Source organism: Flammeovirga sp. SJP92, assembly GCF_001583495.1.
Lineage (GTDB): Bacteria > Bacteroidota > Bacteroidia > Cytophagales > Flammeovirgaceae > Flammeovirga.
On sequence record NZ_LQAQ01000041.1, the window covers coordinates 1 to 13,428 of the forward strand.

Here is a 13,428-nt window from a genome sequence, read left to right on the forward strand (position 1 = left end):
ATAATCAACCTTCGGGCGTTCTTACCACTGCTTTAGCAGTTTCAGGAGTACCTAATATTGGAGTAGTCGCATTGTATTCCGGAGGAAAAACCAAGAACTCTACCTTCTCTACAATCTGCGTAATTAGATTGATTGAAGGATTATTGAAACGTTCTCTAATCAATGTTTCCACAGCCAGTTTTGATCTTCCCCAAATAATTTGATCTTTTGCGTAATTCCGGAAGATCAAGAATTCTCTTGATAGGGTATACACATGATGGACTAACAAGTACACCCAATTAATGAACTTGCTCTTTCGTTGTTTTGGGGGCAACGTCCGATAACTTGTGATTTTAAAATCTAATTCAAACATTTGCAATGACGTTTATTTGGTAAGTATCTAATTCCATCCAACCCGACGATGGGTAATATCTAGCTTCCACATCTTCGTAAGACGTTCCAATGTCAGGCTTTGCCTTCATGACTGTGATATAAAAGTCTTCAGCTCCTTCTACCTCTTTCACTTTTTCTACTAGATCAGAAATCAACAAAGATCCATTGAAGGGCAGGTTTTGAATATAACTTTCAACAGCAGATTGCACATTAGATTCAACCGTGAGTCTGTCAAACTCTGGGGAATAATAAAGGTCAGCGTGAAGAATCAGTTTATCACTTTCCAAGTTTACAACACCCATTTGTGCTCCCGGTTCTTGAATTTCGGCTAAGTAGGCTTTTACACCTTCCGCTTCCGAATCAAGAAGTTTTCCATTCTCACCTTTCACTTTCACCAACGCAACACCTCTTCCTGTTACTGCTACAAACTTGACAACCTTTTTACTGTCATCTTCCACTTCGTAATAGGGTTGCTTAGACTCTTGATGTAAAAGGATAGGATCGCCGTGCTGATATTGTTTGATTTTATCCTCATACCATTCCGCCGTATGCACTTTAGAAGCATCAACCAATTTATTGACTTCTATTTGATGCAGTTCAAAAATCACTTCTTGAAGATATAAGGCATAAGAAACAACGTATAACCATAGACGCCATATCCCAAACTTTGAAGTTGACGCAGGTTTATTCAAGTCTGCAAGAGCTTCCTTCAGTGTTTCCTCATCTGTAAGCGAATCAAGCTCTGCTATCTTTTGTTTTTCAGCGACGAGGAGTTCGTAGATCTCTTTTCTTGTTCTTGCCATTGTATAGGATAATTAGCGGTTAATACTTCTATTTTCTTTTTCCGTTTACCGGACTTATTATTAACGGTCACTTCCTGCTCTACTTTTATCTGATGCCATCCGTTTTGTTTGCGGTACTGTTCCAACATATCAGAAGGGTAACTAGACAAAAGGAATTTACCTTCGATGTTCTCCAGTTTCTTAAGGAGTAATTCAAAGTCCTCGATAGTGTAACCATCATAATGCCCGCAATTGGAATTGAAATAAGGAGGATCAAGGTAAAAGAAAGATTCCGGAGTGTCACGTGATGTGATTATACGAAGAGCATCCGTGCATTCAATTTGCACATCCTGTAAACGGATAGCGTAATCCAATGTAAAACCATCTCTCTTGTTCATCACTTTTTTGGAGGTAGTATTTCGCTTTTTATCGTACCCCCATGAGCCGTCAATTTTTGAAGCAAACCCTTGAGAAGAAAGTACCCAAACCGCCCAAGCTCTTTTCAGTTCTGAGAACATATCAGGATTGTTATAGATAACACTCGCCTTTCGATACATATCTCTTGAATGAAGTGAGATTTGAATTTCTTTTTCTAGTGAAGTGAAATCCTGTTGCACCACCTTGTAAAAGTTCATCATTTCTCTGTTTGTATCATTGATGACCTCAACGCTACTTTTTTCTTTCTCAAAAAAGACAGCTCCACCTCCAAAGAAAGGCTCGCAATAAAGGTTGTGTGCCGTAATCATCGACACGATTCTTGAAGCAAGTTTCTGCTTCCCACCATAATATGTGATAGGTGTTTTCATTTGTAGTATTATTAAAGTGTTCAATAAATCTTTAGTAATACATTCTATAGGGATAATCTTGCTAGTTCTTCACAATCTGCCAATGGGGTTTATCCCATCCATTACCCCAAAATCCTCCCCATTCCAATCGCCATCCTTTCGTTTTACCCTCCAAGGTCATTTCGTTCCAGACCTCAAACATCCTTCTGGCAAACTCATTGAAACCCGTGATATGCTTATAGTCAATTTTACGATTAACGTAAGGAACCACATCCAATGCCTTACCCGTCTGATGATATGATTTTTTATTAAATCCATCACACTGTGAATTTCCTTGTCTGTAGATAGCGTTCTGCTCTTGATCAGTACGTACTCCGCCCATCCAAGGGACTGACATATCAATTCTTGATTTTGATAGCGCTCTTATCGCACATTCAATCAAGAGAGAATGAACACCTTTCATTCTCTCTTTTGATCTATTACCGAATACAAACATGATTATCGTTTTTTTATTACCACTGAATTCACCCCGTAAGTCCTCACATTTTCATTAGCACTTACCACTTCTACTGCCCACCTTTTCCGCCCTAAAATCCATGACCGTTCCCAGTATGCAACCACTTCTAGAGGGACATCCACAGTGTAGTCGATATTAACCAATTTCTCTTCAATTAACCCTGATATGGAGGAGTAAGCATCAGCATAATAGAACGTCTGGGCTTCCCGTTTGACCTCTCCAGTATCGCTTTGGATGTAAATTATTGTATCCGAAATCTGAACCTGCTCAATATTTTCTTTTACCTTAAGGGCGATCTGATAGGCGGACTCGAGGTTCCGGTAATCTGCCTTGAGGTTTTCGTGTTTTTGGAGCCATTTGAATTTCTCGTCCTCATGCAGTTTTTTCAAAGTCTGATAGGAAATATCAAGAGCCTGTACTTTTTTCACTTCCGTGTTGTATTGCTTTTCAGACTCAATTAACCCTGCTTTAAAGAGGTTTGAAGCTTTGTATACTTCTTTCAGAGATTTCGATTTTTCATCATAAGCATCCGTAAGAATACTGCAGACAATTAATAACAAAAAGATTGTTACTCCTTTCCAATATCGCTTGGCAAAGCTTAAGCTGTTTAATAATAAGTTCATTTTAATTATGGATTTCTTTTTTGAATTTCTTCGAATAGGTCGTCTAACCGAATGAATAATTTGTCTTGAAAATCTTTTTCATCTTGCTTATCATCCTCAAGCAATTTTACAACAGCTCTGTTAGTTTCTGACTGCTGAATCAAAGCACTTGTAACCATTGTATTGCTATTAATAATAAAGTTTGCCATCACGCAAATGGCGATGATACAGATGACTAATATTGAAATAAGTAACCTCACTACTAAGGTGGTTTCTTTATCTTTTGCGATGTCCTGCAATGCATTTACTGTCATTTTATTTGCGTTTAAAATTCAATTCAAAATTTTCAATTCCCTGTTCAAGGTTCAGCTCCTCCAGTTGATAACCGTCTTCATCAAGTGCTTTTGCCAAATCAGAAGAAAACTTGGTTTTATTTTGTACTGACTTGAGATAATTTTCAATACCAAAACCAGCCGTGGGAAATTCTTTCCAGTCTCCTTTATTGGATTCAATGTTAAGCCTTACATTTTGCTCATCAGATTCACCGATTACAAAGTCTCCATTAACGATCAGTAAGTCACCGTCTTCATCAAGTAGTATATCATATTCCATGTGTGAAATCTTTATTTTCGAGGTTATTTAAATCGCTTTTAGACTGAGATAAAGAGGCGGTTAAATCTGTTTTAAAACTAAATCCTCCATCCTGTACGCCAATTTTGGCAGTTTGAATTCCTTGCTCAATTGCTGTAATTCTCTTATCCAGTATTTCCAACTGCTTTACGGTTTCAGCCCCTTTCAAGAGTGTGTAAATTCCCGATTGGAAATGAATTTGCTCAACACTTGAATATTTCAAAATGCAAGAAGTTCTTATATCACCATCTATTACACCGACTATCACCGTAGAGTGAAGCGTTGGAATCACAATACAGCCATTCAAAGTTCCTTCTACTGCTCCCAATTTTACATCTTCAATCACTTCATCATCGGTTTCCACCGTACAGGTTTTTGCCTCAAGATTTACCTCTGTCACATCTGCATGATACAGATGAGTGTTAGGTATCTCTCTGTTTACAATTTCTTTCACAAGTCGGATTAAAACTTCAATAAAACGTTGCATTACTCTTTAATTTGAAAACCCAAATGCAGTACTCTTGAATAACCCTGCAACCCAAAATTCACCGTTGATTTCTGAACAGCAAAAACGCCTGACTGCTCAATAAAGTCGGAAGTAGGGATCAGTTCAAGATGATCACCCGCTAGCACAACTGGATACCCAAAACCTGTCAGTGTTCCTTCCAAACCATCGTATTTCCAATTCTCCAACTCATTGTCTGCTAAGTCCTGAAGCTCACTTTTACTTTTTCCGATATAGTTCAAAACTCTTACAGCTCCATCCTCATCTCCTGCAATTGCTGTAATCTTCTTCCCCGTTTTTCGGTCAGTTGATACAGCTTTAATTTGAATCTTTGTATCTTCCTTTTTTCTAGTTTTGAGTGCATTTTTCTTTAAATGCTTTGAAAAGTCAAATACTTTGCGGTTGAACCCTTCAGGATATTTGAATGTCACCTGCAACACTTTATCTTTGAAATGAAGATAAATCCCATAGTCATTCAGCCTTTTGGCAACATCGACACCCGTCTCATTTTTGATATTAAACTTACCAATTTGAGTATCTTCCGTAATGACATAATTCTTCGTGTAAGAAGGAGCTATATATTCTATAATATCACCAACAGAAGCCTTTGAAAATGACTTGTTGGCTAACTTAGATTTCAGATGGTAAGACTCGTCTTCACACTCAATCACGATCGGATATTTCAGCGTTAGATCACTTACATACCCTTCAAATTCCAAATGAAAATCACCGTTATAACCGAGTTCAATCAGTACGCTATCACCACGCTTAAGATAGTCCTCCACGGGCTTTCCTTCTAATGAAAGGTTGCGTGGGATTTCTATCGTTGCCGAATTACCAAACGTGTCAACGCTTTTTCTGATAACACTTTTATGTATACCCGTAAAAACATCAGACTCAAAAAGAAGTCTGCCTATTTTGATTCTTGAGTTAAGGCTATAAACATTCATGCTTCCAGTAAGGTAATTTCGGGTGATTGAATACTACGAGCAAGTAGAGCGTATTGCTGTGAGTCATTATTTCCAAGTACAGATGTAAAACTAAGGTCATACAGGAAAATCTCAGAAATGCCCAGTACACTCAGGCGTTGATGATAAGCTTTTACGGTCTTGTGCTTTTCAAAGAAAGCTGTAAGACTTCTTACCATAGCCTGCGGATAGTGATGTTTTTCACTATCCACAAACAACCCCTTGAACGCAATCTCCCAAGACTTCATATTCACCAACTCCACCACTTCATGTTTTCCACTGTTGATTGGTGTCGTAATGAAATGCTTTTTCCTTCTGGGATCAATCAAAGGAGTCTCTACAAACTCAAACCGCTCGGAGCCATCAGAAGCTTCAAATACTAAATTATCAACCAACTCTTCTGTAAACACTTCTATCTTTTGAAGCTGAGAAGCTTTTTTTGCCACCTGCTTTATACTCTGAGTAGTAGCGGTTGACTGTGCATTATGTTGGTTGAAATTATATTTCACGGTTACTCTTTTTTATATTCCACTCCTAAAATCCCTTTCTGAGAAAGCCATTCCAGTTGCTGTACTTTTTCCCAGTAGTCCTCTTCCGGCAATCGTTCCGGAAAAGGTATTTTGAAAAAGTAAGACAACATGGCGTTCTGTTTTCGAATGACGTCCCGCCCATCCTGTTCACGGACAGGAACCACTATAATTTGGTCACTATCGCTTTCGGATAAGTCGGGATCAACTCGAAAAGCTCATCGGTCACTAAGATGAATAAATCCTCATGACTGCGAACAACGTCTTTCCCTATCAGCAAGGTATTCAAGATGATTTCTCTTGCCTTTTTCATTTGCTTGTCGGCATACGTTTCCACTTTGCATCGAGTGTCGATGTCTATTCTTCTAGCATAAAAAATATGCTCAACACCTTGGTACTCTACTTCAAATGAATACACCGTCCATTTTGCTTTCCAGCTCTCAATTTGAGCTTGAGAAGGTACTGGAATCACTGATTGATTTTGTTCTTCTTTCATGGTTATTTATTGTATTCAATATTTAAAACAAATAGATCAAATTGTTTTGACAACCCCATTTCTCCATCGACTTCACGTCCTTGAGATTGAAACTTTGCAGTAATTACATCTACCACAATATCGTTGTCATCGTTCAAGTAAGCGACAGTGATTGGAAAGGGTTTGATTTTGGTAATATCCTTATCACCACCCATAGCATTTTCAATACCTACTACCTCAGACATGAGCAGTGTGATACTGGCACTGTAACTATATTTCCCTTCAGAATAGCTAGAAGGTTTACCCGATCCAAGTCGGTAATTCAATTGATGCTCACGCTCTGAATTATACGACACCTCAGTCACCTCAATAATGGGACGCCCCAGAATTGCGACATTCACATCTGAGCTGTCATAAGCTTTTCCGTTGATTCTTGCTGTACTCATTATAAGGATTGTTTAAGGTTAATTGTACCCGATATTTGCCCAATATGTCCATAAGGAACCATTGCAAAATCTACTTTCAATTCCTTTGGTGGAGTAAGTAAATCACTTTCAGGATCTACCACCGTTTGACTTTCTACAATCTCATTTGCAGTTTCCATTCTGCCTAATGCCTGATCGCCAATCGACTCAAAATATTTGATGGTCTGAATTGCCAATTTACCCGTTGATGGATCAACTGCATGGGTTGATTTCACCTTTGGAAGCAATGCTGTACGAAGCGTTCGCTTCGCTTTATTCATTGTTCTGCCTAGCGAAATCGAATGCTCATTCATATTACCATCTGCATCAACCACAATTGGCGTACAAGTATGATCATCGTTCCATCGAGCACCATCAATTCCCACATAATTAATAGGGAAAATATACCCTTTTTCATCCAGCGTGTCCCATTGCGACTCTATAGATTTAGAAGTGACATGGGAAGAAATACCCGGTGTCAACCATTCGCCACGAGTTGCATCGGTAAGATTCATGGTTTCCACCTCCGCAATATTAAAATTGACAGGAATCTTTGCGACACAACCTAAAGCAGTACCCACCGCACCATGCTTTTTACCAAGTGCATCCAGTGTTTCTGCATAGTCATAATCCTGCCCAATTACTAAGCTGACATGAGTAGCTTCCACTCCTGTAATATCTCGAAGATCTTCCGCCGATGCTCCATCTCCTCCAAAGTGATAACCTTCGAGTAAAATATTAACAGGCTTGAAAGTACCATGCGACCACTCGTAAAGTAATTGTGCTTTTGGAATTGCTTCGCTCACTTTCGTGTCCAAGCCATTCACTGGTACAGTGACATAACCGTCTTCTGGATTGAAACAAACACCTAATTGCTTGATTTTTCCCTCACCTTCAGAAAGTAGTTTCTTTGCATGAACTCCTGTTGTATCCTCTAGTAAATCTGCTAAATCAGTAGTCTGATCTGCAAGCATAATATAGAGTTCCGTTTTCGCCTCCACCATGCGGTAAAACTCTTTGATATGATACCAGACACGGACCTTATTATCAATGTCGTACTGTTCATCCAGTCCCAGAGCTTCTGCATCGTCCAAGGAGAAGAGGGTCTTTACTTCTCCCAATGCAATTTTAGCAGCAACAGCAATGCCGTGCATCAGAAGGGCGGACACAGCGTCCGAACCTCCCAATGTATTTGCACCGATCTTGCCACTTTTGATAATTACTCCTTTTGTTGCCATGAGTATTATTCGTTAGAGTTTTCAGTTTCAGAATCAGTGGCTTCTTCCGAGTCTTCTGACTTCGCTTCGTCAACTGCTTCCGCTTTCTTTGGTGGGGTAGTCTTTGCGGTTTTTGTAGCTTTAGGCTTTGAAGCTCTCAATTCCTTTTCAAGAATTGGCTTGTAAAGTCTCACCACATCCGCCTTTTTCTTAACAGACAACTCTGCAAGATTTTTTTTCGTAAAAAACTCCCCGTCTTTGTTCATGAAAACAACTTCTACTTCATGAGCTTCCATAATGTTAAAAGCTGTTTTCTTTTGTGCTACTGTTGGTTTCATGGTTTAATTAAGCTTGAGGTGAAACAATAGCTCCGATGTATTTGCCTGTTTTTGGAATGCAGACAAAGTATGTACGGAAACCGATTTTAGACGAACGTCCCTCAGGATCATTTTTTGACTCTGAGTAGTACATCTTTGTTTTTGATTTCCCTTCACCATCACCACGTGCTTTTAAACACTTTGGAGCATAGAAAGCAATAGATGAAAGTCTATCTGTTGCAATAGGAACAGAACCATAAGACTTCTTTGTATTATTTGTAGCATAATACACAGTCTCAGTTGTCTCGTAAATCTTAAAACCATGAAGTTTTAAAATCACACCTTCTCTTACATCTTGATACTGTTTTTCAAATGCCTCATTTACCTCTAAAAGATCGTTTACATGCTCAGGGCATAAGACTAAAACACGACCTTTCTTAGGGATTTTTGCCTTATCGAACTTCAGCTTCAAAGTTCTGATATCTGCTACCGTTAGTTTATTACGACCAGAACCGTCATCTGCTCCTGTTGCTTCAATTACTGGAGTCTCAGCACTTGTAGCTCCCGGAGCTAAAGAGTGCAAAGCTAACCCGATAGTCCCTTCACTAAGTGTGTCTCCATGTTGCATTGCTTTCTCTTTCATTTTATCGTAAGAGATAGCGTAGAGCTCATCGTCCGTTACTTCCGTGTTTGTTGTTTCTACTTTTTTCAAAACAATGGTCACATCATCGTCATCTGATTTCGCTGTAGCAATAGGATAAACAGTGTTGTCAATCAAAATCTGCGGATCATCACCTAACTCTGTCAAGTGAATTACTCCGTTTCCTACTATACTTGATTTATCGGGAATTTCATCAAGGAAACTACCATCAGCTCTCATGTGCTTTTCTACAGCACCAATCCAAACTTCTTTATATACGCCTGCCATAATTCTTATTTTTCAGGTTTTACGCCATATTCCTTTTCATACAGATTGGAAAATTTCTCCCAGTCTGTTTTCGCCATATTTTCAAGCTCACTAGGAGCTTTATCTTGATAGTCTTGTAGCGTCCATTTCGACTTGTCCACAGACTCACCTTTTCCTTCCTCTTCTCGCATTTGCCCTGTAATAGTAGAGCGTTGCGGTGTTGGAGTTGCTGAACCGAGAATATTTTTCACCGATTCAAAACCTTCAGCATCTTTGCAAAGATTTTCATAGAAGGCTCTTTGAGAATTTTGAATAGCACCTGTTTTTTCGGCATTATCCAAATAGTTCTTCACCTCCGTCTTCTGTCTTTCGACTTGATCGAGTTCCAGTTGATCTAACTTTGCTTTCAGCTCGTCTCTCTCTTTTGAGGACGCTTCAGCAAAAGCCAACAATTCTTCTCCAAGCTCATCCGCACTTGTAGCAGATACACCGACGAAATTCTTCGCTAAGATTTTAGCGATTAACACTTCTTTCATTGTTGATTTGATTTTAGGTTCTTTTGGAGAAGACTCTCCGTTGTGCTCAAGACTCGCAGAAAAGTATTGCTTGAATGATTCTTTTTCCTGTGATTTAGCTTGCAACATGGCTGTTGGTACTTCGATCCCGTCTTTGTCGATTACACCATCAATTATCCCGAGTTCTTTACATTCCTGTGCGGTTAACCAGTGATCTTCACCATCCATGAACTTTTCAATTTCTGCATGCTTATTCTCGGGCATTTTATCCTTATAGTGCTGATACAGTATGCCGCTTATTTTATCTAAGGTTTCTGCTACCTTTTTCAAGGTAGTGGAATTACCGTATGCACCTGTTAAGGCTTCATGGATCATTTGATAAGTGTTCTTGTACATATATACCTTATCGCAAGCCAAAAGAAAGATAGTACCCATCGAAGCCGCTAAACCGATCACTACAGCAGTAACTTTAATATCAGCATGCTTCAATACATTGTACATCGCAATCCCTTCCATGACATCACCTCCATAACAGTGTACTTGAATCTCAAGCTCTTCGTACTCTTCTGCCAGTTCATCAATTTGATTACTGAATGAAATGGCATTGTTACGCCCCCATACGGAAATATCTCCGGATAGCCTCGCCTTTACTTTTGTACCTGATTTAGAAATGATCTTCATTACGTTTCTTGTTTTCTTTTGATACCCAAAGGTTTGTCGATCACTTTATTTTCTTTCCAACTTGTCCGTTTTTTCGCACAAGTTGTCGTGAATTACGCACAAGTTGTCAGTCGAACCCTCCAAACAAGCCACTTTTGAAATAGATCAAAACAGTAAAAAGATGGCTATTGCAGAAAAAGACGAGAAGAAGAAAAGAATTGCAGAACGCCTTTACATAGAGGAAGGAGAACAAGTGGACGAAATTGCTAAGGTAGTCGGTTCGTCATCACGTACAATTAGCCGGTGGGCCAATCAAGGTGAATGGAAAAAGCAAAGAGATATTTTATTAGCCTCCCCACATAAAATCAAAGCCTATATGGATAGGATAATTTTACAGGTTATGGAAGGGAAAGATGCAGAAGGCAATCCGATTGATGCAAAAATGATGTCATTGAAAGCGGATTCTATTTCAAAAATGGTAACCTCAAGAAGTAAAGTTGGAGATAAAATAACGGCTAATACTGCTTTTTCGGTGTTGAAAGACTTTAATTTTTTCCTTAGTCAAATGAATCCTGATTTGGCGAAGAAAATCACAGAGTACCAATACTTATATATACAGCAAAAGGGGGAAGGTGAAATAACATGACAGAAAAGCAATTAGAAAGGCTTCTCAAAAGGTTCCGTGAACATTGTGATGTGATTCACAAATCTACGACAATCAATATTCATGAAACCCCTCAAGAGAAAGCGAAAAGAATAGAAGAGCTCGAAAGCCATTACGGAAAGTGGTTTGAATATTACTTTCCTCAGTTTGCGAAATGTGCTTGTGCTCCATTTCATATTCGTACAGCGAACTCTATTATTAAGCATCCGGTCAGTTATCATTATCTGGAATGGTTCCGTGGTGCCGCTAAATCAGTACATATATGTATGGGTATCCCTTTGTTCTTGAAGATGAAGGGTGAAATGAAGTTTATGCTCCTCATCGGTGAAAATGAGACTAAAGCCATTAAACTTCTTTCAGATATTCAAGCCGAATTGCAGTACAATCAACGACTCATCAATGATTACGGCAAACAGTACAATCAAGGGGATTGGGCGGAAGGCAACTTCACTGATGCAATGGGTGTGAACTATATGGCACTTGGTTTGGGACAATCTCCCCGTGGTGTTCGTAACGGAGCCGAAAGACCCGATTATATTGGTGCCGATGATTTGGATACAGAAAAGCGTTGCAAAAATCCAAAGCTGATTAAAGAAGCGGTCAACTGGATTAAAGAAAGCTTATGGGGTTGCTTTGATAAAGGAAGAGAGCGTTTTGTGATGGCAAACAATCGAATTCACAAAAATTCTATTCTTGCCAATATGATCAAGCACCATAAGAGTGTAATCAAGAAGTCCAAGAAAGAAGGGTTGGAAATTACTTCTTTCCATTTTAAAGTAAATGCACTGGACAAAAAAGGAGAGCCGACTTGGAAAGCCAAATACACCAAAAAATACTGGAAGAAGAAGTTTACTGACCTTGGCTATAGATCCGCTCAAAGGGAATACATGAACAACCCGATTGAAGATGGAAAAATTTTCAAGTTGGAATGGATTCAATACACCAAACTGCACCGCCTAAGTCAATATGACGCTTTGGTATTGTATGGCGATTTGAGTTACAAGAAAAACGGTGACTTCAAAGCACTCAAACTCTGGGGGAAGAAAGGAAGGCACTTTCATCAGATTGCCTGCTTTGTACGGCAAGCGTCAAGAAAGGATTGTGCGGAATGGCTGTATGATTTGTATGAAGACCTCAATCTCGAAAAGTATGGGGTACTCTATTATATAGAAGGACTTTTTGCAATGGATGAATTTATTGATGAATTCGATGAAGTCGGTGATGACAGAGGGTACTACATCCCCATCATAGCCGATAAATCTGCAAAAGGAAATAAGTTCACCCGTATTGAAGCCATTGCTCCCTTTTGGGAAAGGAGACAAGTTTTCTATAACAAGAAATTGAAAGATTCCTCTGACCACGAAGCCGACCTTGATCAGCTCCTTGCTTTTGAGGAAGGTTCCGGTGCTCCTGATGATGCACCCGATGCGGATCAGGGAGCTATTGCGAAACTAAATAAATCAACTGCCTCTTCAAGGTTTACACCAAGACTGGGACAGAATAACCGTAAAAGAGATTTCTAATGACTTTTATAATACCATCCGATTACAATCTACAGCTTCAAAGAGAAATCCGTGCTTTTCTGGACGACTCAGAAGACCAACGCTTGAAGCAGGCAGAAGAATCTGCAATCGCTCAGATGATTTCACACCTTAATGTAAGGTATGATGTGGATCAGATTTTCTTTGACGTACCTCTTTATGATGCCTCTGAAAATTACGAAGCAGGAGACTTCTGTTATTTCAAACAGGAAGAACAGGAAGTGACCCAATATAAAGCCTACACCTGCATTAGTACTGTTTCAGGAGAAGATCCTGACACTTCTGGAAATTTCACGCAGAAAGATCCCCGTCATAGCCTTATCAAAATGTACTGCATCGACATTGCTTTATATCATGCCTACAGTGCTTTTGCAGTAGCTGATGTTCCAACGCACCGAAAGCAACGATATGACGATGCAATAGAATGGTTGATGGGTATTGCCGATGGTACTTTACAAGCTGTACTTCCAGAGAAGGAAGAAGGGGAAGATAACAGTACACTGATCCGGTTTGGTTCACATCCGAAAGAATGCCACCGCTACTAATATCAAGGGGTGCGTAAGGGGGTGTAAGTTTACTTAGGAATACTTTTAATGCAAAACCCCTCTATTTCGTTTTAAACCGACTCAATTTTACGAGATAATATGAAAAACAATAAATCATACCACAAAAGACCTAAAAGCCCATACGGGCGAAATTATAGAGTTTTCAAGAATAAGGGAAATACCCCAAATCCGAAGAAGGTTTTTGCGAAAATTCAAGAGGGCTACCGAGACCGCTCACGAAAAGACATTAAAGCATGGCGTGACGCTCTCCAATTAGCGGAAGCTCTTGACGGCAGAAATATCAAACCGCTCATTGATTTGTATGAGGAGTTGATGCTCGATGCTCACCTTCATGCTCAGGTGCAATTGCGTGAAGAATCTACTTTGTCAAGAAAATACTTTATCACCCGGAACGGTGAAAAAGATGAAGAAGCG

Annotated in this window: 21 protein-coding genes; 4 read left to right on the plus strand and 17 right to left on the minus strand. The window is 39.4% G+C overall.

The window, feature by feature from the left end:
* Positions 1-4 precede the first annotated feature (4 nt).
* From AVL50_RS10125 to AVL50_RS10200, 17 genes are all read right to left on the minus strand, one after another.
* Complete coding sequence (locus AVL50_RS10125; protein WP_062616386.1) at positions 5-352, minus strand: hypothetical protein; 348 nt, start codon at positions 350-352, stop codon at positions 5-7.
* A complete protein-coding gene (locus tag AVL50_RS10130; RefSeq protein WP_062616387.1) occupies positions 345-1,175 on the minus strand; it encodes a hypothetical protein in 831 nt (276 codons plus the stop codon). Before AVL50_RS10130 ends, AVL50_RS10125 begins: the two co-directional genes overlap by 8 nt.
* The gene (locus tag AVL50_RS10135) at positions 1,118-1,960 is read right to left on the minus strand and encodes a DNA adenine methylase (RefSeq protein ID WP_062616388.1); all 843 of its coding nucleotides are present in this window, start codon (positions 1,958-1,960) and stop codon (positions 1,118-1,120) included. The genes AVL50_RS10130 and AVL50_RS10135 overlap by 58 nt, the downstream gene beginning before the upstream one ends.
* Before the next feature lie 61 nt (positions 1,961-2,021).
* Positions 2,022-2,435, minus strand: a complete 414-nt coding sequence (locus AVL50_RS10140) for a M15 family metallopeptidase (RefSeq protein WP_062616389.1) — start codon at positions 2,433-2,435, stop codon at positions 2,022-2,024.
* A gap of 2 nt (positions 2,436-2,437) precedes the next feature.
* Complete coding sequence (locus AVL50_RS10145) at positions 2,438-3,079, minus strand: hypothetical protein (protein ID WP_062616390.1); 642 nt, start codon at positions 3,077-3,079, stop codon at positions 2,438-2,440.
* A 5-nt stretch (positions 3,080-3,084) separates the two neighbouring features.
* Positions 3,085-3,372, minus strand: a complete 288-nt coding sequence (locus AVL50_RS10150; protein ID WP_062616391.1) for a hypothetical protein — start codon at positions 3,370-3,372, stop codon at positions 3,085-3,087.
* A 1-nt stretch (position 3,373) separates the two neighbouring features.
* Positions 3,374-3,670 (minus strand): hypothetical protein, encoded by a 297-nt coding sequence (locus tag AVL50_RS10155; RefSeq protein WP_062616392.1) that lies wholly within the window; start codon positions 3,668-3,670, stop codon positions 3,374-3,376.
* Complete coding sequence (locus AVL50_RS10160; protein ID WP_062616393.1) at positions 3,660-4,175, minus strand: hypothetical protein; 516 nt, start codon at positions 4,173-4,175, stop codon at positions 3,660-3,662. The genes AVL50_RS10155 and AVL50_RS10160 overlap by 11 nt, the downstream gene beginning before the upstream one ends.
* Positions 4,175-5,143, minus strand: a complete 969-nt coding sequence (locus tag AVL50_RS10165) for a hypothetical protein (RefSeq protein ID WP_062616394.1) — start codon at positions 5,141-5,143, stop codon at positions 4,175-4,177. The genes AVL50_RS10160 and AVL50_RS10165 overlap by 1 nt, the downstream gene beginning before the upstream one ends.
* Positions 5,140-5,670, minus strand: coding sequence for a DUF6046 domain-containing protein (locus tag AVL50_RS10170; RefSeq protein WP_062616395.1), 531 nt, complete (start codon positions 5,668-5,670; stop codon positions 5,140-5,142). The genes AVL50_RS10165 and AVL50_RS10170 overlap by 4 nt, the downstream gene beginning before the upstream one ends.
* A 2-nt stretch (positions 5,671-5,672) precedes the next feature.
* Entirely contained in the window at positions 5,673-5,801 is a 129-nt protein-coding gene (locus tag AVL50_RS33710) for a hypothetical protein (protein ID WP_256366117.1), read from the minus strand.
* A gap of 53 nt (positions 5,802-5,854) precedes the next feature.
* Positions 5,855-6,184 (minus strand): hypothetical protein, encoded by a 330-nt coding sequence (locus tag AVL50_RS10175; protein ID WP_062616396.1) that lies wholly within the window; start codon positions 6,182-6,184, stop codon positions 5,855-5,857.
* Positions 6,185-6,186: 2 nt separating this feature from the next.
* Positions 6,187-6,609, minus strand: a complete 423-nt coding sequence (locus AVL50_RS10180) for a hypothetical protein (RefSeq protein WP_062616397.1) — start codon at positions 6,607-6,609, stop codon at positions 6,187-6,189.
* Complete coding sequence (locus AVL50_RS10185; RefSeq protein ID WP_062616398.1) at positions 6,609-7,865, minus strand: DUF2586 family protein; 1,257 nt, start codon at positions 7,863-7,865, stop codon at positions 6,609-6,611. The genes AVL50_RS10180 and AVL50_RS10185 overlap by 1 nt, the downstream gene beginning before the upstream one ends.
* A 5-nt stretch (positions 7,866-7,870) precedes the next feature.
* Complete coding sequence (locus AVL50_RS10190) at positions 7,871-8,182, minus strand: hypothetical protein (protein WP_062616399.1); 312 nt, start codon at positions 8,180-8,182, stop codon at positions 7,871-7,873.
* Between the two features lie 7 nt (positions 8,183-8,189).
* A complete protein-coding gene (locus AVL50_RS10195; protein WP_062616400.1) occupies positions 8,190-9,089 on the minus strand; it encodes a hypothetical protein in 900 nt (299 codons plus the stop codon).
* Between the two features lie 5 nt (positions 9,090-9,094).
* The gene (locus AVL50_RS10200) at positions 9,095-10,264 is read right to left on the minus strand and encodes a head maturation protease, ClpP-related (protein ID WP_062616401.1); all 1,170 of its coding nucleotides are present in this window, start codon (positions 10,262-10,264) and stop codon (positions 9,095-9,097) included.
* Positions 10,265-10,424: 160 nt separating this feature from the next.
* On the opposite strand from AVL50_RS10200, the gene AVL50_RS10205 reads away from it, so the two are divergent.
* The 4 genes from AVL50_RS10205 to AVL50_RS10220 form a co-directional block, all read left to right on the plus strand.
* Complete coding sequence (locus AVL50_RS10205) at positions 10,425-10,889, plus strand: hypothetical protein (RefSeq protein ID WP_062616402.1); 465 nt, start codon at positions 10,425-10,427, stop codon at positions 10,887-10,889.
* Positions 10,886-12,430, plus strand: a complete 1,545-nt coding sequence (locus tag AVL50_RS10210; RefSeq protein ID WP_062616403.1) for a hypothetical protein — start codon at positions 10,886-10,888, stop codon at positions 12,428-12,430. Before AVL50_RS10205 ends, AVL50_RS10210 begins: the two co-directional genes overlap by 4 nt.
* A complete protein-coding gene (locus AVL50_RS10215) occupies positions 12,430-12,993 on the plus strand; it encodes a phage protein Gp36 family protein (RefSeq protein ID WP_062616404.1) in 564 nt (187 codons plus the stop codon). The genes AVL50_RS10210 and AVL50_RS10215 overlap by 1 nt, the downstream gene beginning before the upstream one ends.
* Before the next feature lie 99 nt (positions 12,994-13,092).
* The coding region (locus AVL50_RS10220; protein WP_216639033.1) for a hypothetical protein at positions 13,093-13,428 on the plus strand (336 nt) is incomplete at its 3' end.